The organism is Marinobacter sp. BSs20148 (assembly GCF_000283275.1).
Lineage (GTDB): Bacteria > Pseudomonadota > Gammaproteobacteria > Pseudomonadales > Oleiphilaceae > Marinobacter > Marinobacter psychrophilus.
In genome coordinates, this window is record NC_018268.1 from 3,741,229 (window position 1) to 3,762,686 (window position 21,458).

The 21,458-nt window shown below is 56.2% G+C and carries 20 protein-coding genes; 11 read left to right on the forward strand and 9 right to left on the reverse strand.

Features of this window, described 5'->3' with window-relative positions; all coding sequences use genetic code 11:
* Positions 1–41 precede the first annotated feature (41 nt).
* Positions 42–1,697 (forward strand): pyridoxal-dependent aspartate 1-decarboxylase PanP, encoded by a 1,656-nt coding sequence (panP, locus tag MRBBS_RS17120; RefSeq protein WP_014872856.1) that lies wholly within the window; start codon positions 42–44, stop codon positions 1,695–1,697.
* 94 nt (positions 1,698–1,791) lie between these two features.
* On the opposite strand, the gene MRBBS_RS17125 is transcribed toward panP, so the two are convergent.
* Both MRBBS_RS17125 and MRBBS_RS17130 read right to left on the reverse strand, forming a co-directional pair.
* Positions 1,792–2,058 (reverse strand): hypothetical protein, encoded by a 267-nt coding sequence (locus MRBBS_RS17125; protein WP_007348349.1) that lies wholly within the window; start codon positions 2,056–2,058, stop codon positions 1,792–1,794.
* Between the two features lie 124 nt (positions 2,059–2,182).
* On the reverse strand, positions 2,183–3,745 hold the full coding sequence (locus tag MRBBS_RS17130) for an inorganic phosphate transporter (protein ID WP_041635706.1): 1,563 nt from the start codon (positions 3,743–3,745) through the stop codon (positions 2,183–2,185).
* Positions 3,746–3,960: 215 nt separating this feature from the next.
* Here MRBBS_RS17130 and MRBBS_RS17135 point away from each other — a divergent pair, with 215 nt between their 5' ends.
* Positions 3,961–4,419, forward strand: coding sequence for a flavodoxin (locus tag MRBBS_RS17135; protein ID WP_014872859.1), 459 nt, complete (start codon positions 3,961–3,963; stop codon positions 4,417–4,419).
* 63 nt (positions 4,420–4,482) lie between these two features.
* On the opposite strand, the gene MRBBS_RS17140 is transcribed toward MRBBS_RS17135, so the two are convergent.
* From MRBBS_RS17140 to MRBBS_RS17150, 3 genes are all read right to left on the reverse strand, one after another.
* Positions 4,483–5,346, reverse strand: a complete 864-nt coding sequence (locus tag MRBBS_RS17140; protein WP_014872860.1) for an acyl-CoA thioesterase — start codon at positions 5,344–5,346, stop codon at positions 4,483–4,485.
* 87 nt (positions 5,347–5,433) lie between these two features.
* The gene (locus MRBBS_RS17145) at positions 5,434–6,618 is read right to left on the reverse strand and encodes an FAD-dependent oxidoreductase (protein ID WP_014872861.1); all 1,185 of its coding nucleotides are present in this window, start codon (positions 6,616–6,618) and stop codon (positions 5,434–5,436) included.
* A gap of 12 nt (positions 6,619–6,630) precedes the next feature.
* A complete protein-coding gene (locus MRBBS_RS17150) occupies positions 6,631–6,798 on the reverse strand; it encodes a rubredoxin (RefSeq protein WP_014872862.1) in 168 nt (55 codons plus the stop codon).
* 246 nt (positions 6,799–7,044) lie between these two features.
* Here MRBBS_RS17150 and MRBBS_RS17155 point away from each other — a divergent pair, with 246 nt between their 5' ends.
* The 5 genes from MRBBS_RS17155 (at position 7,045) to phoR (ending at position 11,292) form a co-directional block, all read left to right on the forward strand.
* On the forward strand, positions 7,045–7,602 hold the full coding sequence (locus tag MRBBS_RS17155; RefSeq protein ID WP_014872863.1) for a hypoxanthine-guanine phosphoribosyltransferase: 558 nt from the start codon (positions 7,045–7,047) through the stop codon (positions 7,600–7,602).
* Positions 7,568–8,173: a chorismate--pyruvate lyase family protein gene (locus MRBBS_RS17160; protein WP_014872864.1), complete on the forward strand. Its 606-nt coding sequence runs from the start codon at positions 7,568–7,570 to the stop codon at positions 8,171–8,173. The genes MRBBS_RS17155 and MRBBS_RS17160 overlap by 35 nt, the downstream gene beginning before the upstream one ends.
* Before the next feature lie 95 nt (positions 8,174–8,268).
* Positions 8,269–9,156, forward strand: coding sequence for a 4-hydroxybenzoate octaprenyltransferase (ubiA, locus tag MRBBS_RS17165; RefSeq protein ID WP_014872865.1), 888 nt, complete (start codon positions 8,269–8,271; stop codon positions 9,154–9,156).
* An 89-nt stretch (positions 9,157–9,245) separates the two neighbouring features.
* On the forward strand, positions 9,246–9,938 hold the full coding sequence (phoB, locus tag MRBBS_RS17170; RefSeq protein ID WP_014872866.1) for a phosphate regulon transcriptional regulator PhoB: 693 nt from the start codon (positions 9,246–9,248) through the stop codon (positions 9,936–9,938).
* Between the two features lie 28 nt (positions 9,939–9,966).
* Positions 9,967–11,292, forward strand: coding sequence for a phosphate regulon sensor histidine kinase PhoR (gene phoR / locus MRBBS_RS17175; protein ID WP_014872867.1), 1,326 nt, complete (start codon positions 9,967–9,969; stop codon positions 11,290–11,292).
* On the opposite strand, the gene MRBBS_RS17180 is transcribed toward phoR, so the two are convergent.
* Complete coding sequence (locus tag MRBBS_RS17180) at positions 11,258–12,142, reverse strand: response regulator (RefSeq protein WP_014872868.1); 885 nt, start codon at positions 12,140–12,142, stop codon at positions 11,258–11,260. The two genes, phoR and MRBBS_RS17180, sit on opposite strands and share 35 nt — an antisense overlap.
* Before the next feature lie 218 nt (positions 12,143–12,360).
* Between MRBBS_RS17180 and MRBBS_RS17185 the strand changes: the two genes are divergently transcribed.
* From MRBBS_RS17185 to MRBBS_RS17200, 4 genes are all read left to right on the forward strand, one after another.
* On the forward strand, positions 12,361–13,617 hold the full coding sequence (locus tag MRBBS_RS17185; RefSeq protein WP_014872869.1) for a lytic murein transglycosylase: 1,257 nt from the start codon (positions 12,361–12,363) through the stop codon (positions 13,615–13,617).
* Positions 13,618–13,660: 43 nt separating this feature from the next.
* Entirely contained in the window at positions 13,661–14,689 is a 1,029-nt protein-coding gene (locus tag MRBBS_RS17190) for a metal-dependent hydrolase (protein WP_041635365.1), read from the forward strand.
* Between the two features lie 5 nt (positions 14,690–14,694).
* Positions 14,695–15,387, forward strand: a complete 693-nt coding sequence (locus tag MRBBS_RS17195) for a pseudouridine synthase (RefSeq protein WP_014872872.1) — start codon at positions 14,695–14,697, stop codon at positions 15,385–15,387.
* A 149-nt stretch (positions 15,388–15,536) separates the two neighbouring features.
* On the forward strand, positions 15,537–17,954 hold the full coding sequence (locus tag MRBBS_RS17200) for a D-xylulose 5-phosphate/D-fructose 6-phosphate phosphoketolase (RefSeq protein ID WP_014872874.1): 2,418 nt from the start codon (positions 15,537–15,539) through the stop codon (positions 17,952–17,954).
* Positions 17,955–18,054: 100 nt separating this feature from the next.
* Here MRBBS_RS17200 and MRBBS_RS17205 read toward each other — a convergent pair whose 3' ends face one another.
* The 3 genes from MRBBS_RS17205 to MRBBS_RS17215 form a co-directional block, all read right to left on the reverse strand.
* Positions 18,055–18,261, reverse strand: coding sequence for a cold-shock protein (locus tag MRBBS_RS17205; RefSeq protein WP_007348333.1), 207 nt, complete (start codon positions 18,259–18,261; stop codon positions 18,055–18,057).
* 255 nt (positions 18,262–18,516) lie between these two features.
* Complete coding sequence (gene crcB, locus MRBBS_RS17210; protein WP_014872875.1) at positions 18,517–18,897, reverse strand: fluoride efflux transporter CrcB; 381 nt, start codon at positions 18,895–18,897, stop codon at positions 18,517–18,519.
* Between the two features lie 13 nt (positions 18,898–18,910).
* Positions 18,911–21,385, reverse strand: a complete 2,475-nt coding sequence (locus tag MRBBS_RS17215; protein ID WP_014872876.1) for an acyl-CoA dehydrogenase — start codon at positions 21,383–21,385, stop codon at positions 18,911–18,913.
* Between the last annotated feature and the right edge of the window lie 73 nt (positions 21,386–21,458).

Here is a 21,458-nt window from a genome sequence, read left to right on the forward strand (position 1 = left end):
CGCCGTATACTACGGCTCCTCCAGACCGCGCGTGGCGCCCTATGACCGGAATTAAAAAATCCGCCCAGGCCTCTGTAGAGGCAATGTATCGTGTTTTCACGATTCCTGAGGCACCCGATTCTACCCTGAGCCGGATTGACCAGGATATATCCCGTAATCTTGCCGGTTTTCTTCAGGATCACATTGTTGCGGTAGAGCGTGACCTGGCTGACGTTGAGAAAAATTTCTCCGAATACAGCGTGCCAGAAAAGCCCATTTTTGTGTCTGAGCAAACCCAGTTCCTACTCGACAAACTGGTGGCGAACTCGGTACACACCGCATCACCTGCTTTTATTGGCCATATGACGTCGGCACTGCCCTATTTCATGCTGCCGCTGTCGAAGATCATGATTGCCCTGAACCAGAATCTGGTGAAAACCGAAACCTCCAAGGCGTTTACACCCCTGGAGCGCCAAGTGCTGGGCATGATTCATCGGCTGGTATTCGAACAAGACGGTTCGTTCTACCGCAAGTGGATGCACAACCCCCGCTACGCGCTGGGCGCCATGTGTTCCGGCGGCACCGTTGCCAACCTGACTGCGCTGTGGGTAGCCCGCAACCACGCATTTCCGGCGGAAGGTAACTTCCGCGGTTTGCAACAGGAAGGCCTGTTCCGCGCTTTGAAATATTACGGCTACGAAGGCGCCGCTATTGTTGTGTCGCGCCGCGGCCATTATTCCCTGAGCAAAGCCGCCGACGTATTGGGCCTGGGCCGAGATGCACTGGTGACTGTGGCAACCGACAGCAACAACCGTATCCAGATTGATGCGTTGCGGGAAAAATGCCTGCAATTGCAGAAACAGAAGATCAAGGTAATTGCTCTCTGTGGCGTTGCCGGCACGACCGAAACCGGCAACGTAGATCCGCTGGAAGCGATGGCCGATATCGCCCGCGAATTCGGCGCACACTTCCACGTAGATGCCGCTTGGGGTGGGCCAACCCTGTTTTCGCGACGCTATCGTTCGCTGCTAAAAGGCATTGAGAAAGCCGACTCGGTCACCTTTGACGCCCATAAACAGCTTTACGTGCCCATGGGCGTTGGTTTGGTGGTGTTCCGCGACCCCAGCCTGGCCAGTGCGGTTGAACACCACGCTCAGTACGTGATCCGCAAAGGCTCGCGGGATTTGGGCAGCACCACGCTTGAAGGCTCGCGCCCTGGCATGGCCATGCTGATTCACTCAGGCCTGAAAATTCTGGCACGCGAAGGTTATGAACTGCTTATTGACACTGGCATTGGCAAAGCCCGCACTTTTGCGGCCATGATTGATGAGGCAGAAGATTTTGAGCTGATCACCCGGCCTGAGCTGAACATTCTGACCTATCGCTATTGCCCAGCTCAGGTCCGGCAGACTCTGGAAAGCGCCGATGAAATGCTGGCGGAAAAAATCAACACCAGCCTGAACCGCGTCACCAAGTTTATCCAGAAAACCCAGCGTGAAAGGGGTAAAGCGTTTGTCTCCCGCACTCGTCTGGAACCGGACAACTATTACAACTTTCCCTGCATTGTATTCCGCGTGGTGCTGGCTAACCCGCTGACCACCGCCGACATACTGTCGGACATTCTGACAGAGCAACGGCTGCTGGCCGGCGAAGACGGTATTGCCGATGAAATGGCAATTCTTAACAACCTGGCCACAGGCGCCAGGGCACACGCCTAAGCGCTTCTAATCAGCTCTAAACAGACAGAACAAACACGAACGGCGCCATAAGGCGCCGTTCGTGTTTGTTCTGTGCGAGCGTTTGAACCCGCGCTTAATACAGCGCGTCTTCGTCGTCCAGCACTTCGTGGATAATGTCTAGAAACATACGGTCTGCATCGCTCCACTTTTCCGGAATACGAATGCTGGTGCTGGAGCTGATCTCCCGCGCGATAGCCTCGTCAGAATTGGGTTCACCTTTGTGCTTGCGGGCAATGTCCATTGATCTGACCGCAATGGTGGGTTCGCTCATTACTTTCTTGATAAACACCCTCAGCTCGTTAATTATCCTGGCTTGGTTGCTTTCAACGGATGTACTCATAAGCTCACTCCCCAACAAATAAGATTTCGGAAGCTATCACTCCCACGTCGTGTTGCTCAGTATGGGCAAACTCGCCTTGAACGGCTAGTGTCCCGTTTCGCTAACTCGTTTGCCAAACAGAACACTAAATCATCAGCCCACGCAGGGTAAAAAACAACACGGCAGCCATCAACGCCGACGCCGGCACGGTAATAATCCAGGCCGCGGCGATACGGGTCAGGTGGGAACGCTTAACCATCTCTTCCCGGTAGACTTTCTTCAGCCGTTTACGGTCGTTTTTTGTCAGCGGCACCTGTTTTTTATTTTTCTTCGCACGCTTGAGCAAGTTCTCCATTTCCTCAATTGAGGCATTACGGAAGTCGTCCAAAAATGGTTTCAAACGTTCGCGCTCTTCGGAGTCCCGCTGTTCCATGATCTTGTGCAGCTGGGTGGCGTAATTCGACTTCAGATACTCACGCAGGAAGCCAACGCCAAACACACCGCCAATGGCGATGTGGGTGGAACTCACCGGCAGTCCAAGTTGCGACGCCAAAATGACGGTCAAAGCAGCCGATAGCGCAATGCAAAAGGCGCGAGTTTTATCCAGCTCGGTGATTTCACTACCCACGGTTTTGATCAGCCGCGGGCCAAACAACATCAGGCCCAACGCAATACCCAAGGCGCCTACCGCCATCACCCATAAAGGAATACTAGAGGACGTCACCACGCCGCCGTTGGCCAGGGCATCGTTTATAGCAGCCAGGGGCCCGATGGCATTGGCTACGTCGTTGGCTCCGTGAGCGAAACTGAGCAGCGCTGCGGCAAAAATCAGCGGCCAAGTGAACAGCGTATTTACACCGGCGGCGTTGTTTTCCATCGTCGCGGCTTTGCGGTTAACCAACGCGCGTATCGCAAAGAAGGCCACCACCGCAGCCACCAGACCCACCAGCGCTGCACCCATAAAGTCCAGCGACACAAGCTTTTTCAGGCCTTTAAGCATCAGATACGTGCCAAACGCCCAGGCCATACCGGCCACCAGCCAAGGCACAAAAATGCGCGCCGCCGCGATAACATTGCGCCGATACAACACGGTGCGGTTTATCAGGTACAAAAAAAGAGCGGCCAAAGCACCACCCAACATCGGTGAAATTACCCAACTGGCTGCGATTTTAGCCATGACGCCCCAGTCCGCAATGCCCCAGCCTCCGGCAGCAATACCTGCCCCCAGTACCCCGCCCACAATAGAATGGGTGGTAGACACCGGAGCGCCCATCCAGGTGGCCAGGTTCAGCCACAGCGCGCCGGCCAGCAGGGCTGCCGTCATCAACCAGACAAAGGAGCCGTCGTCACTCAGGTTAGACGGATCGATAATCCCGCCTTTGATGGTAGACACTACGTCGCCGCCGGCAATCAACGCGCCAGCGGCTTCAAAGACAGCCGCCAGAGCGACCGCGGCGCCCAGCGACAAAGCGCCAGAACCCACCGCCGGGCCCACATTGTTGGCAACATCATTGGCACCGATGTTGATGGCCATATAGCCACCAATCACAGCAGCGGCCATCAGCAGCATGCCGTTTGGCAAGCCACTCGCAAACGAGCCTACCGACAACCAAACGCCCAGTAAAAACAACAGGCTGATTCCAACCCGAAAGCGTTCCGTGGAGGGGCTGGTAAGAAGTGTGTCTAGAAATCCGCTTGAACGGCTCATATCATGGAATATCTCATGTGGCATGGCGTCATCTGAGTGCAGCAAAACTGCAGGCGGCACTATAAAATTTTTGCAATGAAATTGAAATAAATCCGGCATAAATCACCGTATTGCAAAAAACGATCGGTCAGGGCTATTATCTCAACCTGTAAATGGTTGCAGCTGCTTCTCATTACCAGAAACCCAAACCTCACTCAATTGTTCGGAATTTTTCTATGCAAGCCATCCGCATTCTTGTTGGTAGCGTTTACGGCGGCGCTCTGATGAGTGCCCGCGCCGTCGAAAAGACACTGACGCCGCTCGGTTACCGTGTAACGGTTCTGGAAGAGCCTCAGCTGTCTGACATCACCGACAACAATGACGCCCTGCTAGTGTGCACCTCTACCACTGGTCAGGGTGAACTGCCCTCAAACATCCTGCAGTTTTATGTGGATTTGCGGGACCAGCTGCCACAGCAGCCCGGCCGCCCGTTTGGCAGCATCGTGCTGGGTGACAGCTCTTACGGAGACACTTTTTGCGGCGCCGGCGAACTGATCGAAGAAGCCCTCTATGAAACCTCCGCGCGTAAAGTGGGTGATACCCTGCGCATCGACGCCATGGAAACCATGGAACCCGAGATTGAGGCCGCTGAGTGGGCGCAGGAATGGGTCAAACAACTAAAAAGACACACCTAAGACAAAAACCAAAATGCCAGTCAGAGCTGTTTACCTCGGCTTTGACGGGTCCATTTTGTGCCGTTACTGGCTTTTTCGCAGGCGAATCAAGCCTTCTTGTGTACAGGAAGCAACTATTCCGCCGGAAGCATTATAGAAACTACCACGATTCAACCCTCGCCCTGCCGCCCCACTTGGGCTGTCTTTGTCATACAACAACCACTCATCTATGCGGAAATCACGGTGAAACCACATAGCGTGGTCCAGGCTGGCTACCCGCAAGCTGCCATCCCAAAACTTGACCCCATGGGGCAACAGCGACGTACCCAAAAACGAGAAATCCGAGGCATAAGCCAGTAAGCAGCGGTGCAGCACCGGGTCATCCGGCAAGGCACCCCTTACCCGTACCCAATCCTGGGCTCGGGGTGGGCGGGGTTCGGGATATAACGGGTCACTCGGGGCGACCGGGCGAAACTCCACCGGGCGGTCGCGCGTCAGCCGAGGGCGCAGGGCTTCAGAAACATGGGGCGCCAGCAGTTCGCCCAGCTCCTGCTCGGTTTTCAGGGTTTCCGGTGCCGGCACTTTTGGCATTTCAAACTGGTGTTCAAAACCTGCCTCATCGCTTTGAAAAGACGCACAACAGGTCAAAATTTCCTTGCCTTCCTGGCGCGCGGTCACCCGCCGCACAGAAAAGCTGCCACCGTCGCGCACCCGCTCCACTTCATAATCGATAGGCATGCGCTGATTACCCGGGCGCAAAAAATACGCATGCAGAGAATGACACAGGCGGTCCTCCACGGTACGGCTGGCGGCCATCAGCGCCTGGCCCAAAACCTGGCCACCAAATACGTTTGGAAATCCCAGATCTTCGCTGTCACCCTGGAAATGATCTACGCCGATAGCGCTCACGTTCAGCAAATCCACCAGTTTTCGGGTTATATCCAGCATGCTGGCTCCTGTTGAGTGATAATAAGCAAACGACCTAAATTCTCACCCAGGGCGCGCGGCTTGGCAATGAAAACCGATAATTAGCGCTCAGGAAACTGCGTTGTGCAGCGCCGGCAACTGCCGCGACAACGCCTGTTTCTCCATGGCAAAGCGACCGGTTAGCGCGAAGCCTAACAGCTTACCTTCTGGATTATTAAACAGCGCTTTCACGTGATTGCCATCCTGCTCGACTTTCCAATACCCTTCCGCGCCCAACGGTGGTGGGTTTACCACCGCCGGGCAGCAAGGTGTTTTTATCATCACCGGCATGGCCGGGTAGAGCACCTCGCTGCGCTCGCCGCTCAGGGTTTTTGCCAACGCACGGGCGCTCGCCATTAGCGGCATAACATACAGCAGCAGTTGGCCATCCACCTCAGCACAGTCGCCCAGGGCATACACATCCGGCGCCGAGGTTTCCAGTGCCCGATTCACCACAATACCGCGGTTCACCGCCAGCCCGGCCTGTTGTGCCAGTTCGGTCCGCGGCCTTAACCCCACTGCCGAAATCACCACATCGGCCTGCAGTTGCCGGCCATTGGTCAGCGCCAGGATTACGCCACCATCGGCTCCGGCCGGCACTTGCTCAATGCGATCAACCTGGGTCTCCAGGTGAAAAGTCACACCCAGCGCCTCCAGTTCATTTTGCAGCGCGCAAGCGGCCTGTTCAGGCATAAGCGTGGGCATCACCGTTGCCGAGGGCGCAATCACTTCTACCTGATACCCGCCCAGAAGCAAATCATTGGCAAATTCACAGCCGATCAGCCCGGCGCCCATAATGGCCACTCGCTCAGCGCCCGTTAAGGCGGCACGGAAGGCACGGTAGTCGTTCAGGTCATTAATGGAATACACAGAACCGCTGCCACTGCCAGCCAGATGCAGTGGTACCACTTCCGCACCCCAGGCCAGCACTAACTTGCTGTAGCTTTGCCAGTGGTCGCCCAACAGAACTTGATGGGCTTGCGGATTCAGAGCGGTCACCCGGGTATGGGGCATCAGCTGCAGATCAAACTGTTCAGCCATCGAATGCTGGCTAGCCTGGGCCAGACCATTGGCATCTTTACCTTTACCAAAGCCGTTAGACAGCATGGGCTTTGAGTAGCTGATGCCGTCATCGGCGGTTACCAGCAGTATGGGTGCGCCCGCGTCGTGCTTGCGCAACTCCCGCACCAACGAGTAACCGGCCAAGCCACTGCCAACAATGACAATGGGGTTGCGTTCGGAAGCTGTTGTCATGCTATACCCACCTCAGTCGATTTCGATCATTTCAAAATCTTCCTTACCCACACCGCAGTCCGGGCACAACCAGTCTTCTGGCACGTCATTCCACGTCGTTCCTGGCTTAATACCGTCTTCCGGCCAGCCTTCGGCTTCGTCATAAATCAGCCCACACACCACACACTGCCACTTCTTCATTACCTGCTCCTGTTACTATTACGATTGATGGCTGTTGCCGTTCATCTACGCTTCAAATTGGCACCCGGGCCAATCGTACCGCGGAAAATACACGGTCATTAACGCCCGCCGTAACCTTGCGACGGGGGTCAGTATGCCTGTTTTGCACGTGTAGCCATAAATACAGACCCCTCCATGCCCGGTTAGCTCTCCCTTCACACTCATCGCTCCGGTATAATCGCCCGCTTTAAGACAGGACCGCCCGTTATGATCGATACCGTCGCCGAAATGAAGCAGGTAATGGCCGAAGCCGATTGCCTGGTTCCAAATCAGCAGGTACAGGCCGCTATTACTGCTCTGGCCAGCGCTATCACCGAACGCCTTGAAGGCAGCAACCCGCTGGTTTTCTGCGTGATGAACGGGGGCCTGATCACCACTGGCCAGCTGCTCACCCAGCTGAACTTTCCCGTTCAGGCCGAATACTTGCATGCCACCCGTTACCGCCAGGAAACCACCGGCGGCATTCTGGAGTGGAAGCTGCGGCCGGAAGCTGATATGAACGACCGTATCATTCTAATTGTTGACGACATTCTGGACGAAGGCACGACCCTGTGCGCCATCGCCGATTATTGCCGCGCACACGGCGCCGCTGAAGTGCTGACCGCCGTACTAGTAGACAAACAGCACGATCGCAAATGTCGACCCGGTCTGAAAGCCGATTTCACCGGTATGGATGTCGAAGACCGCTTTCTGTTCGGCTTTGGTATGGACTACAAAGGCTACTGGCGTAATGCGCCTGGTATCTATGCTGTCAAAGGTCTGTAAAAGCAGCCCAACGGCGGCCTGCGCTCTAACAGTCCCACCGGCCTGCTGGTATCGCCAGCCAGCGGCCGCGGGCCTGCGCGACCCTCAGGTTCATGGCCCGGCGCGCTACTGGTTAAACGTTCAGGGCTCGTTCACCCGAGCGTTGCAGCAACGCTGCCAGCAAAGCTTTCTGGTAGAAGTCGCCAGCGAAGGTTTTGCCCTGCCCTGCGCCGAAGAAGCCCGCAAGCTGAACATTCCCTGGCGCCAGCAAGCGTGGATTCGCGAAGTGCGCTTGTGCGGCGATGGCCAACCTTGGGTGTTGGCGCGTACCGTTATTCCCTTGGCCTGCCTGCAAGGGCCAGGCCGCCAGCTTCGCAACTTGGGCAACCGGCCACTGGGCGCCTACCTATTCAGCCATCGCCAGTGGCATCGAGGCCCACTCGAAACCGGGTTATGCCAGGGCACCCATAGCGGGCAACCGCGGCTGGCCCGGCGTTCGCTGTTTCACACCCGCAGGCAGGGCCGCCAGCATTCGCTGATGGTGTGCGAATACCTGCTACCGCAGCTTTACCGCGGCGCAGAACGAACTTGATTCCGCCAGAGTTGGCGGCGGCTTTTTGACCCGCGCCCGGCACTGGCTATAATCCCCTGCACATTCACCGTTATTATCGACCAGCGAACCCTGCCATGCTAGCCAACGCCTTGCCCGATCACGTTCGTTTACGCCTGCGGGATTACGCCCTACTGCTGCGTCTGAACCGCCCCGTGGGCACGTTATTGTTGCTATGGCCCACCTATTGGGCGCTGTGGCTGGCCGCCGACGGCATGCCCAGTCTGAGCAACCTGATGGTGTTCACGCTCGGCGTGTATTTTATGCGTGCAGCGGGTTGTGCCATTAATGACTTTGCTGACCGCGAATGGGACAGGCACGTTGAGCGCACCAAAGACCGGCCGTTAACCACCGGCCGCATCCAGCCCTGGGAAGCCGTCGCGCTGTTTGCTGGACTGGGCCTGGTATCTTTTTTAATGGTGCTGCTGTTTACCAACACGCTGACCCTCTATTTGGCTTTTGGTGGCGCTCTGTTGGCGTTCGTTTATCCCTTTATGAAGCGCTATACCCACCTGCCCCAGGTATTTCTGGGAGCGGCCTTCGGCTGGAGCATTCCGATGGCTTGGGCTGCCCAAACCGGTGAACTCAGCCAAGTCACCTGGCTACTGTTCATTGCCAATGTTATCTGGTCGGTGGTGTATGACACCTTTTACGCCATGGTCGATCGCGAAGACGACCTGAAAGTGGGCATAAAATCCACCGCAGTGTTGTTTGGTGACGCCGACCGCCTGATCCTGGGCATTCTGCAGACCACCATCATCGCCATACTGCTGCTGGTCGGCCAACAGGCCGAACTGGGTACTTTTTACTATATGGGTTTGCTGACCATGGCTTGCCTGTTCATTTACCACCAATTTCTGGCCCGTGAGCGCGACCGGGCCGGATGCTTCAAAGCCTTTTTACACAATAACTGGGCAGGTTTTGCGCTGTTTGCCGGGCTGGCCGTTGATCGTATGCTCGCCTGAGCAAAACTCTCGACCCGCTGTCACACATCTGTAACAGTAAGCGGGTGTAATACGGCGAATTCAACACAACGCTAAAGCAGGTTACCGCCATGCCCGAAAAAACCATTCTGATTGTAGACGACGAGTCTGCCATTTGCGAAATGGTCACTGTGGCCCTGGAAATGGCGGGTTATGTCTGCCTGCAAGCCGCCGACGCAAAGGCTGCCCACACCCTTATTGTCGACAAGCGCCCGGATCTGATTTTGCTGGACTGGATGCTGCCAGACACCAGCGGTATCGAGCTGGCTCGCCGGCTGAAAAAAGACGATACTACTGCGGCAATTCCCATTATTATGTTGACCGCAAAAGTCGAAGAAGATAACAAAATACTGGGTCTTGAATCCGGCGCCGACGACTATATCACCAAGCCATTTAGCCCGAGGGAATTGCTGGCCCGGCTGAAAGCCGTGCTGCGACGCAGCACTCCCGCCGGCGTTGATAGTGCTCTGGAAGTAGGCGGCCTAACTCTGGACCCGCTCAGCCACCGGGTTAGTAGTCAGTTCGGACAACTGGAACTGGGGCCAACAGAATACCGCATGCTGCAGTTTTTCATGAGCCATCAGAACCGGGTATACAGCCGCAGCCAGCTGCTGGACCAGGTTTGGGGAGCAAACGTATATCTGGACGAGCGCACCGTAGACGTCCACATCCGCAGGTTGCGCAAAGCGCTTGGCACTCATCACGACCATCTAGTACAAACCGTTCGCGGTGCCGGCTACCGATTTTCCGCAGACCCCGGCTAAGCGCCGAACCCGTTACGGACCCACTGCCATGCAACAGAACTGGTCACAATACCTGCGCTTGATGATTGCCCTGCTAGGATTGACCTTGCTGCTGGGTTGGCTGGTAGGCTTTCCACTTTACGGCTTGCTCGCCGGTCTGCTGCTTTACCTGGGCTGGACCCTGGCGCAAACAAAACGCCTGCTACGCTGGCTGGCGCAACCGGATACCGCCAGCGAAGCGCCAGACAGCGTCGGTTTGTGGGGTAATATTTTTGACGGCCTGAACAAACTTCAGAAACAGCACATCAAACACCGATCTGCGCTACAAGAGCGTCTTCAAAAGGTGCAACAATCCGCCAATGCCATGCGCGATGGCGTGGTGATGACCGATTCCCGCGGCGCTATAGATTGGTGGAACGGCAGCGCAGATTACCTGCTCAATCTGCGTAACGGCACCGACCAGGGACAGCTGATTCAGAACCTGATTCGCCTACCCGCATTCATCCATTACTTTGAACAGAAGCAATACCAGCAGCCATTGGAGCTAAACGCTCCGGCTCGCGCCCACCTGCGCCTGCAGATTCAAATCAGCCTGTTTGGCGATAACGATCGTCTATTGCTCATCAAAGACGTTACCCGCCTGCATCAGCTGGAACAGGTGCGGCAGGATTTTGTTAGCAACTTATCCCACGAAATGCGCACACCGCTGACCGTTATCAGCGGTTACCTGGAAACCCTGTCGGACCATAGCGATGAAGTACCGGCCAACTGGCAACGCGCTTTGGCCACTATGGCAGGCCAATCGGCGCGTATGGAAGCCTTAATTGCAGATCTGATTTTATTGTCGAAAATCGAAACCGGCGATCGCAATCTGCACGAAGGCACCGTTGATGCAGGCACTCTGCTGAGACAGGTTTGCGATGACGCAAACGCCCTCAGTGGCGGCAAGCAACACCGGATTGAACTGACAATCGATGGCCCGACGCAGATACGCGGCGACTTGTCACAGTTGCGCAGCGGGGTTTCTAATCTGATTTTTAACGCGGTAAAGTACACCCCCGCACAAGGCCGGATTCGCGTTCGCTGGAGCGCCGGCGAACAAGGCCCGCTGCTGACGGTGGAAGACAACGGCATTGGTATAGACCCAACCCACATTCCGCGACTAACGGAACGCTTTTATCGCGCTGACCCCAGTCGCCACAAAGACACCGGCGGCACGGGGCTGGGTCTGGCTATTGTTAAGCACGTGCTGTTGAACCACGATGGACAGCTGCTCATCAGCAGCAGCTTGGGGAAAGGCAGTACCTTTAGTTGCCAATTCCCCGCGCAGCGGATCGTTGCTAGCGAGGCGCTGCTGCTCGAAAGCGGGCAATAAAGCGCGACAGGTCTTCCATTTTTCTCGGATCTTCATCTACAAAGCGGATAGTGGCGCTGATAAAGTCTGTGTCCTGGCGTTTGTCGACCGCCTGAAGCTGATGCACGTATCCGTTTAACCGCGCAACGTCAGTTTCCGAAATTTCAATATCCACCACCGCTTGGTCCAGGATGCCGGGAAACTGCTGGTCGCGGCGGGCAATCACCCGAACCTCGTTGAGGTTGATGTCTTTTACCACCGACTGCAAGGTGTGGTCAGAAAAACGCACGGTGGCCATATTCATCACCGGGCGCGCCTTTGCGGTGGGTTGGTGCTGGGAAAAAGCCGCAACTGCCTCAACAGCGGCCGGCTCCGCAGCCATTGCAGAAGCGGTCGGGGGCTCCGTTTTACGGGTCAACAGAGAGGCCGAAAGTGCCAAGGCATCGGCCTGAACCGCAGGTGCCTTGCCAGCACTTGCCATGGCCTGCGCCAACGTTTGCCCCATAACTTTGCGTATTTTTTTACCCAGACCGTCAGGGCTGAACGGTTTGCCCAGATAGTCCGACACGCCCTGCTGTATGGCTTCAATCACGTGGCTTTTATCGCCGCGGCTGGTAATCATAATAAACGGCACTTTGGCGTACTGGGGCTGTTGTCGCATCCACTGCAGCAGTTCCAGCCCTGACATTTCCGGCATTTCCCAGTCGCAGAGAATCAAGTCAAAGGTGGTGCGTGACATCAGCATCTGCGCTTTTTTGCCGTTAGCAGCATCGATGGTCTCAATAATAGGAAACTGCTGCCTGACTGCACGCTTGATCAGGTCCCGCACAAAGCTGGCGTCATCTACTACCAGTGCTGTCAGCATCGCCATTGGATCAACCTTCTATTACGCTGTTTTTCGTATGTTATACATTACTATAAAACAAACCCTCACCATAGAAACCCGTCGCGTAAAGTACGGTTCCATCTTGTGGGTGTAGGTTACTGATTTGTCACCCGCCAGCAGTGGCAAGTGTGTTTTTAGGACCGCAAAAAACGCTACTATGGGCGTCAATAATACGTCCTACGCCCATTTTCCGGAGGTTCTACGTGCCCGTCTCCATTTCCCGCCTTCTTCGCCCGGCCACCACGGCCCTGTGTGCCGGCATGCTGGCCGCTATGCCGCTGAGCGCCAGCGCCAGCCTTGCCGACAAGGCCACGGACCAGCCTGCTGCGCTCAACAGTTTTGAGACGTGCAAAGCAGATTTGCAACAGCAGGCCATAGCCGCCGGCGTTAGCGCTGAAACCGCGCGCAGCGTCTTGGCTGACGCGGAGTATCTGGAACGGGTAATTGAGCTGGACCGGCGCCAGCCAGAATTTACCACGCCCTTTGCTGACTATTTGAACCGCCGGGTAAACGACACTCGCATCGATAACGGCCGTCAGCTATTAATAGAGCACGCCGATCTACTGCAACGAGTGACCAATGAAACCGGCGTACCCGCCGCCTATTTGCTGTCCTTCTGGGGCCTGGAAACCAACTACGGCAGCTATTTTGGGAAAATGTCGGTGCCCAGCTCATTAGCGACACTGGCTTGTGATGAGCGCCGCAAGACCTTTTTTACCCGCCAGCTGATTGCTGCTCTGCAGATTGTTGACGAAGGCGCCATTAGCCCTGAGCAAATGGAAGGTTCCTGGGCCGGTGCTATGGGCCACGTGCAGTTCATGCCCACGGTCTTTTTGAAGCACGCCGTCGACGCAGACGGCGATGGCCGCCGTGATTTGTGGAACAGCCTGCCAGACGCGCTGATGTCAGCCGGGCAATTTTTGCAATCGATGGGCTGGGATGGCGACTACCGCTGGGGCCGTGAAGTACAGCTACCCGACAACTTTAACTTTGCCCTGGCCGATGGCCGTCGTCAATCTCTGCAGCAGTGGAACCAGCTTGGCGTTACCAATGCGTCAGGCGGGCCCCTGGCCGAGGAGGCGATTGATGCGGCATTGATCGTACCCGCCGGCCATCAAGGCCCAGCGTTTTTGGCCTATCACAACTTTAAAGTAATTATGGGCTGGAATCGCTCGGAATTTTACGCCATCGCCGTGGGCCACCTGGCCGACCGTATCGCCGGTGCAGGCGGGTTACAAAACCCTCCCCCGGTCGATGCGCCTGCGCTGTCCCGCGACAACATCATGCAGTTACAGCAGCAACTGGAACAACGTGGATATTCCGCCGGCGCGCCAGATGGCATTATGGGCCCGGCCACCCGCGCCGCTATCCGTCAGTACCAAATTACCAACGGGCTGGTCGCCGACGGTTATCCGGGGCCTCAGGTTTTACGCGTTTTGCAGATAACGCCGGTACTTTGATACACCGGTAGATAACCTTACTAACCAAAATGATGCGATCTTCATGGACTCAATCACGCAGATGGCTCTTGGCGCTTCCATCGCAGGCCTTGTAGCCGGTAAAACGCTCGGGCGATCGGTTCTGATCACCGGCGCGCTATTAGGCACGCTTCCCGATCTAGACGTGCTGATTGATTATGGCTCGGCCGTCGCCAATTTCACCCAGCACCGGGGTTTTAGCCACTCGTTGTTTGTGCTTGCACCTCTGTCGCTGCTGCTTGCAGCCCTGCTCTGGCGCTGGAAGCCACAACTTGGGTTTCCCCGCTGGCTGTTACTCACCGCGCTAGTGTTGCTGACACACCCTATTCTGGACACCTTCACCACCTACGGTACACAACTTTTCTGGCCCCTTGGCCGGCCGCTGGCTATCAGCAGTGTTTTTATTATCGACCCTCTGTATACGCTACCGCTACTGGCCGGCTGCGCTGCTTTTTTGCTGCGGCCTGCGGCTGTGCGCGTCTTAGCGGCCGGCCTGCTGCTATCCACCGGGTATCTCGGTTGGTCGTTTGCAGCTCAGCAGGCAATAACCGAACGCGTGCAACCAGCCCTTGCCAGCGCAGGCTTTGCCGACGCCGAACTTCTTGTGCAGCCTATGCCCTTCAACACGGTGCTCTGGCGCGCCACCGCAATCACCGACCAGCAGCGTGTTGAAATCGTGACCGGCTTTTTGGATGGCGACAGCCCCTTAATGCTTGAATATTTCCCGCGCCAGCCGGAGCTTGCCAACTCTGTTGCGCAACTGCCTGAAACCCGTCGGCTGGAATGGTTTACCCGGGGTTTTCTTGATTATCAGACACGCAACGGTGAAATTACCGCCACCGATGTGCGCCTGGGCATTCCCGGGGCGCACCCTTTTACATTTGTTCTTGCCAATGAGCGGGATGGCGCACTGATGAACGGCAATGGCGAACAAGCACCCAGGCCCGCGTTTAATAACGCTGCGCTGCCCCTGCTGTGGGGCCGCATAACCGGCGCCATCCCGATTCTGTGCCTAGCCAACCTTGCCACGCCAGCTCCCGGCCAGGAGTGTTGAAGTCCATGCGCCTCGATCAATTTATTGCCACCAGCTCGGAGCTTTCACGCAAAGAAGCAAAACGCGCCATAGCCACTGGTGACGTTCAGGTAAACGGCATCGTGTGGAAGAATTCGGCAACCGCCGTTCCAGCCAACGCCGAGGTTATGCTGCAAGGAGAACCCGTTGCCCTGCCTACTGAACGCTACTTGATGCTCAACAAGCCCGCAGGGTTTATCAGTGCGACCCGCGACAGCGACCAGCCCACAGCGCTGGATCTTCTGCCGGCAGAGCTGACCCGCAATCTTCACATTGCCGGCCGGCTGGACGCCGACACTACCGGTTTGCTGTTGCTAACAAGCGATGGTCAGTGGTCACACCGGGTTACCTCGCCAAGAGTGGAGTGCCCGAAAACCTACCAAGTGGCTCTGAGTGCGCCCATTTCACAAGCGGCTATCGCGGCTCTGGAAGCCGGCGTGATGCTTCGTAACGACACTAAGCCGACAAAGCCCGCTCAGGTGACGGTGCTGCAGTCACAGCTAGTAGAGCTGACGATTTCTGAAGGCCGCTATCACCAGATCAAACGCATGTTGGCAGCCGTTGGTAATCATGTCACTACTCTGCACCGCAGCCGCATTGGTGGGGTAACGCTGGATCCGGCATTGGCTGCCGGTGAGCATCGCTTTTTAACCAGCGCCGAAATCGCCAGTTTTACCTAGAAATTTCCAAACCGCCGGTTACGCGGCAGCCGACACCCGATGTTACTCCCGTGTAATCTGTGCAGGCCACCACGCTGACCTGCATCAATAGCCCCCGAATCTGCCGCGCATATACTTCGACCATACTTCGACATAAAAAGAAGGCTTATATGTCTGCGCACGACCTAAACAACGATTCTCTAGTCAACACCCTGACTGGCAATGCGCAAGACGCATACGACTACTGGCGCGCCGGTTATGGCGTTATCAACCACGGTGACCGGCTGTGTGCAAGCGTGCTGCGCGTGGCCCGGCAACTGGTCAATCGCAAGCTGCAGCCAAATCTGGAAACCGTATTCCATCACCTGGCTGCTCTAGACCGGCTTGCCAGTGCAGGCATGTGGCAAGTGGTGCACATGACCTACACCAACCGCGTATGCCGCAAGGGCAAGGCCTTGGCGGCGGATGACTTCAAACCCAAACCCGAAGGCCATACCGGTGGCGCGCTGAACATGGTGCCTGCCTACGCTGCCTACCTAGCCACCAACAGCCTGACCGGAAAAACCCGCAGCTGGTTAATGGGCCAAGGTCACTGCGTCGCCGCTGTTGACGCCCTGAATGTTCTGACCGGCAACCTGCACCCGGAACAGCAGCAGGCCTACGGTGGAGCAGATGGCCTGACACAGCTTGCCCGGGATTTTTACAGTTACCGCCAGAATCCAGATGGCAGCAACGTCGCGCCCCTGGGCAGCCACGTTAATCCTTACACCGCCGGCGGCATTATTGAAGGCGGCTATTTGGGCTTTGCCGAACTGCAGTACGCACACATGCCGCTACCCGGCGAATCTCTGGTGGCGTTTTTGTCTGACGGCGCCGCTGAAGAACAGCGTGGCAGCGACTGGATTCCGCGGTGGTGGCGCGCTGAAGACTGCGGTTTGATCATGCCCATCATGATTGCCAACGGCCGGCGCATTGAACAGCGTACCGAGCTGGGCACCCGCGAAGGCCTAGAGCGCTTTGAAGAACATCTGTCCGCCCGCGGCTTTGCACCCTTCCGTTTTGATGGTCGCGACCCTGCGGCGTTTGTGTGCGCCATACTGGATATGGAATGGGCGCTGGAAGAACAGGCCGAAGCCGTATTGAGTGGTCAGCAGAACTACCCCGCACGGATTCCTTACGGCATTGCCGAAACCATCAAAGGCTTCGGTTTTTACGGCGCAGGCGAAAATTCTGCGCATAATTTGCCGCTGCCGGGCAACCCGCGGGTTGACGCACGTATACGCGAACTGTTTCATCAATACACCACGCCGCTGCACGTTGAGCCAGACGAACTGAACGCTGCTCTGCGCACGCTGAACCGCCACCAGGATCAAAAAAGACCGCTAGAACGGGACCACCCTCTGGCTCTGCGCAATCCTCCAGACCCGGTTATTCCCACGTTGGCGCCGGTGCAGCAAGCCGCATCGCCGATGACCGCCATCAACGATTTCTTCTGCGCGCTTGTTGGGGCAAACCCAACATTAAGGCCCCGCGTGGGCAACCCGGACGAGCTTGTGAGCAACCGCCTGGAGGGCGTATTGCACCTGTTAAAGCACCGGGTGAACGAACCGGAAAACGACAATGAGTCGGTTTTGGGCGGGGTTATTACCGTCTTAAATGAAGAAGCGGTGGTGTCTGCTTGCCTGGCTAACAAGGCTGGGCTCAACTTGGTGGCCAGCTACGAAGCCTTTTGCGTAAAAATGCTCGGAGCCATCCGCCAGGAATTAATATTCTCCCGCCACCAGGCCGCAGCAGGGCGCCCTGCGCGCTGGCTGGGCCTGCCCGTGGTAGCAACGTCCCACACTTGGGAAAACGGCAAGAACGAGCAGTCCCATCAAGACACAACGTTTTGTGAAAGCTTACTAGGGGAGATGAGCGATGTCTCCCGCGTGGTGTTCCCCGCTGACTACAACAGCACCCTGGCGCTGATGCCCGACATTTATCGCAACCGCGGTCGCATTACCTGCATGGTTGTTCCAAAGCACGAGCGGCCATGCGTGTTCAACACCGCCGAAGCGGCGCTTCTAGCACGTCAGGGAGCGATTGTTATTGATGAAGACACTGGCGGGCGCGAACCGGTTATGGTGATTGCCAATGGCGCCTACCAGCTTTCAGAAGCCATCCGTGCCTGTGAACGATTGCGCGACAGCGGTGCAGCTTTCCGCCTGGTGTACGTTCAGGAGCCAGGACGTTTACGTCAGCCCCGCGACGCCCAGGAAGCCGCTGTGTGCGTGAATGAACTGGAACGTGAACAGCTATTCCCAGGCCGGCTGAGCCGCCGGGTCGCACTAACGCACATGCGCCCAGAGGTGTTCCGTGGCCATCTGCACACGCTGTTTCCGGCACCGGCAGCATCACGGGTGTTGGGTTACCGCAACCATGGCGGCACACTGAACGAAGCCGGCATGCTGTTTACCAATGGCTGTTCCTGGGCCCACGCTCTGGCGGCTTGCGCCAGCGTAATGGCATTACCACCCGGCGAGTGGTTATCCAGCGCGGAACTGGCCGCGGTAGAAGGCCGCGGTGACGCTGCGGTTATCACCCGCTAAGCGGCCATTGTTAAAATCTTATTCAGAACGAATCACAGCCACAAAAAAAGGCAGCGTTAGCTGCCTTTTTTTAGCGGGTTACTTCTGCATCCAAGCGGGATTACAGAGGTACAACGTTTTCCGCTTGCGGACCTTTCTGGCCCTGGGTAACGGTAAACTCGACTTGCTGGCCTTCTGCCAGAGTCTTGAAACCGCCACCCTGAATAGCGCTGTAGTGAACGAATACGTCGGGGCCGCCTTCACGAGTAATAAAACCAAATCCTTTTGCTTCGTTGAAGAACTTAACAGTACCGGTAGTAGTAGACATGCTCAAATATCCTGCAATCAATCAATTATTCACCCCGCTCAGCCAACATGGCTTAAGCCGGTGTTTACGGAAAACCAGAATCTGCGGAATCAAAAAAGGGACGGTAAATGCTCATCACTGGGTTTAATGCCAACCGCTGGAATACGTCTTCTTAATGAAATGCTTCACTGAATATTTCCTTCAATAAATACTCTACTCGGGAATCCAGGGCTTGCCAAGTGGATTTTGAAAATTTTATATAGGTAATGGTGCGGATCAACTTTTGATCAATGCGACGGTGTAAAAGCCAACAGCTGTCATCAGCAAAGCACCACAAACGTGGGCCAGAATACCCACCAGCGCCATGCCCCACTTTCCCTGTTGCAAAGCCGTGAGCATTTCCAGCGAGAAAGTGGAAAAAGTCGTCAACGCGCCACACAGGCCGGTTATTGCAAACAAGCGCCATTCCGGCGACAGACTCGAGCTGTGGCTGAACCAGGCCAGTAAAAACCCCGCCAGCCAGCCGCCGGCCATGTTGGCCACCAAAGTGCCCAGCGGCACATGGTGATGGCTGGCGTTCAGCCACAAACTCAGTGCCCAGCGCAAATTCGCGCCGAGCACCGCACCACCGCTAATGGCCAGAACCGACAACCACATACTCAATGCGCCTTCAAGAAGGCTGCGCTTCTGAGGGATTGTGATCAATCACCGACTTTTTATTGCGTGCGAACTCGTCAAAGGCAAAGTCGTCGACCGTCAGCATTTCCAGTACTTTTGCTTCGTAATCGCGCATGAAGATTGCCTCTTCCTCACTAAACACGCCCGTTTCCAAAGCCGCTTCAAAACGCTGCTCCGGGTGCAAAGCGGTTATCGGCAGTACGCCCTTGCTGTAGGCCTTGCTGGCTTTGCGATAGAGCTTTTCAGCTTTGGCGTTGTCTTTTAACAAGTTGTTGTAACTGGCCACGGGGTTGGAAATAACGGCGTCGACGCCGTTTTCACCTTCACCCACCCACAGGCTGGACAACAGCTTTTTCCGCAGCGGCGAATCCGTTGAAATAGCCTTCGCCACGGTGTGGGTCAGAGCATCGCTTGGGCCTGTCCAGCGCCGGCCGATGGGTAAGGTTACTACCCGCAGCGCACCGGCTACTAGACGATTGGGCAAGTTATCAAGGAATTCTATCAACGCTGTTTCCGTGCGCGCCAGCAGCATGTCCAAACTGTAAGCCATAAGTGCCTGCTCGCCCTCCACCGGCTGGGTTTCGTGCCAATGTTTGAGCACCATAGAGGCCAAATACAGATTCGACAGCATGTCACCCAAACGCGCAGAGGTCAGTTCGCGCATTTTCAGCTCACTGCCCAGAGTGGTCATGGCCGCATCGGAACACAGCCCGAACGCAGCACTAAAGCGGGCCACAGACTGAGCGTATTTACGCGCACCGTGATCAAACGGCACGTCTGCGCGGCCAAGGCCCAAAGCCTGGGTAAAGGCACGGGCAGCGTTGCCAAACACCAAACCGGCGTGGCCGAAGAAAGCTTCGTCAAAGGCATCTATATCGTCGTTGTCTTTCGCCGCCAGCTCTTTCAGCACGTAGGGATGGCAACGAATGGCACCCTGGCCGAAGATCATCAGGCTGCGGGTCATTATGTTGGCACCCTCAACGGTAATAGACACTGCCGAGCCACTGAACGAAATGCCATTATAATTGCGTGGGCCAAGGGTGACTGCCTTACCGCCGTGAACGTCCATGGCATCGCACAGAACGTCACGCTGGTACTCGGTCAGATGGTATTTCAGAATCGCCGATGGCACCGCCGGTTTCTGGCCCTGATCAATCATGTTGGCGGTATGGTTAACCGCCGCCTGAGCAATGTACGTTTTGGCCGCAATCCGCGCCAGCGGCTGCTGAACGCCTTCCATTTCCGCTATTGGCGTATTGAACTGACGCCTTATCCGGGTAAAACCACCGGCGGTAGCCACCGCGAAAGCCGCGCCACCAGCAGCGCCAGACGGCAAGGTAATGCAACGACCGACCGACAAACATTCCACCAGCATGCGCCAGCCCTCGCCGGCCATTTTTTCACCACCGATCAGGTAGTCCAGCGGAATGAACATGTCTTTGCCAATAATCGGGCCATTCAAAAACGGGCTTCCTATTGGGTAATGGCGACGGCCGATTTCCATGCCGTCGGTATCACGAGGAATTAGTGCGCAAGTAATTCCGCGATCTTCAACGTCGCTCAGCAAACCATCGGGGTCGAACATACGGAAAGCCAAACCCACCACCGTGGCGATTGGCGCCAGGGTAATCCAGCGCTTCTCGAAATTCAGCCGCAAACCAATCACTTCTTTGCCGTCAACTTCTTGCTTACACACAATACCGGTGTCTGGCAATGAGGTGGCATCGGAGCCCGCACGCGGGCCGGTGAGGCCAAAACAGGGTATTTCGCGGCCGTCCGCCAGGCGTGGCAAGTAATATTCTTTTTGCTCATCGGTGCCGTATTTTATTAGCAGCTCGCCGGGCCCAAGAGAATTGGGCACGCCAACGGTCACCATCAGCATTTCGTTAACAGCCAGGCGCTGCAGCACGGCGGTCTGAGCTTTCGCGGAAAATCCCAGGCCACCGTATTCTTCAGGAATAATCATGCCGAAAAACTTTTCGCGCTTGAGGAAATCCCACAATGCCTCCGGCAGGTCGGCCCGCTCTACGGCTATGTCCCAGGCATTGCACATGGCCAGCGCCTGATTGCACTGATTATCCAAAAACGCCTGTTCTTTATCCGTCAGGCCAGTGTTGCGGTTTATCAGCAGGTTGTGCCAGTCGGGTTTGCCGGTAAACAATTCGCCGTCCCAACTTACCGTGCCCGCTTCCAGCGCTACTTTTTCCGTTTCAGACACTTTCGGGGCGACTTTCTTGAACATGGCAAAGGCTTTGGGCGTTAACCAGCTGCGACGAAAACCTGGCAAGCCCGCAGCGGCCGTAGTGCCGGCGCCAATAAACAGCAGCAGTGCCAGCCAGAACGATGCAAACAGCAGCGATACCAAGCCTACTCCAACCATAACACCCACTGCAGCCTTTGCTCCGGCTTCCTGGCGCATCACCACCAACAAGCCGGCTATCGCCACTATAAACAGTATGAACGTCATCATTAATTCCCCTGTTGTGCCTGGTTTGAACAACTGATTTTCACAACTTTACGTTACCTGATTGCTTAATATC

Coding starts and splice junctions, on each gene's coding strand:
- MRBBS_RS17135 (WP_014872859.1), top strand. CDS start 3,961: ATGCAAGCCATCCGCATTCTTGTTGGTAGCGTTTACGGCGGCGCTCTG.
- phoB (WP_014872866.1), top strand. CDS start 9,246: ATGCCCGAAAAAACCATTCTGATTGTAGACGACGAGTCTGCCATTTGC.
- MRBBS_RS17190 (WP_041635365.1), top strand. CDS start 13,661: ATGGACTCAATCACGCAGATGGCTCTTGGCGCTTCCATCGCAGGCCTT.
- MRBBS_RS17200 (WP_014872874.1), top strand. CDS start 15,537: ATGTCTGCGCACGACCTAAACAACGATTCTCTAGTCAACACCCTGACT.
- panP (WP_014872856.1), top strand. CDS start 42: ATGACCGGAATTAAAAAATCCGCCCAGGCCTCTGTAGAGGCAATGTAT.
- MRBBS_RS17145 (WP_014872861.1), bottom strand. CDS start 6,618: ATGACAACAGCTTCCGAACGCAACCCCATTGTCATTGTTGGCAGTGGC.
- MRBBS_RS17150 (WP_014872862.1), bottom strand. CDS start 6,798: ATGAAGAAGTGGCAGTGTGTGGTGTGTGGGCTGATTTATGACGAAGCC.
- MRBBS_RS17130 (WP_041635706.1), bottom strand. CDS start 3,745: ATGAGCCGTTCAAGCGGATTTCTAGACACACTTCTTACCAGCCCCTCC.
- MRBBS_RS17205 (WP_007348333.1), bottom strand. CDS start 18,261: ATGTCTACTACTACCGGTACTGTTAAGTTCTTCAACGAAGCAAAAGGA.
- MRBBS_RS17140 (WP_014872860.1), bottom strand. CDS start 5,346: ATGCTGGATATAACCCGAAAACTGGTGGATTTGCTGAACGTGAGCGCT.
- MRBBS_RS17215 (WP_014872876.1), bottom strand. CDS start 21,385: ATGACGTTCATACTGTTTATAGTGGCGATAGCCGGCTTGTTGGTGGTG.
- MRBBS_RS17155 (WP_014872863.1), top strand. CDS start 7,045: ATGATCGATACCGTCGCCGAAATGAAGCAGGTAATGGCCGAAGCCGAT.
- MRBBS_RS17160 (WP_014872864.1), top strand. CDS start 7,568: ATGCGCCTGGTATCTATGCTGTCAAAGGTCTGTAAAAGCAGCCCAACG.
- MRBBS_RS17180 (WP_014872868.1), bottom strand. CDS start 12,142: ATGGCGATGCTGACAGCACTGGTAGTAGATGACGCCAGCTTTGTGCGG.
- MRBBS_RS17125 (WP_007348349.1), bottom strand. CDS start 2,058: ATGAGTACATCCGTTGAAAGCAACCAAGCCAGGATAATTAACGAGCTG.
- crcB (WP_014872875.1), bottom strand. CDS start 18,897: ATGTGGTTGTCGGTTCTGGCCATTAGCGGTGGTGCGGTGCTCGGCGCG.
- phoR (WP_014872867.1), top strand. CDS start 9,967: ATGCAACAGAACTGGTCACAATACCTGCGCTTGATGATTGCCCTGCTA.
- MRBBS_RS17195 (WP_014872872.1), top strand. CDS start 14,695: ATGCGCCTCGATCAATTTATTGCCACCAGCTCGGAGCTTTCACGCAAA.
- ubiA (WP_014872865.1), top strand. CDS start 8,269: ATGCTAGCCAACGCCTTGCCCGATCACGTTCGTTTACGCCTGCGGGAT.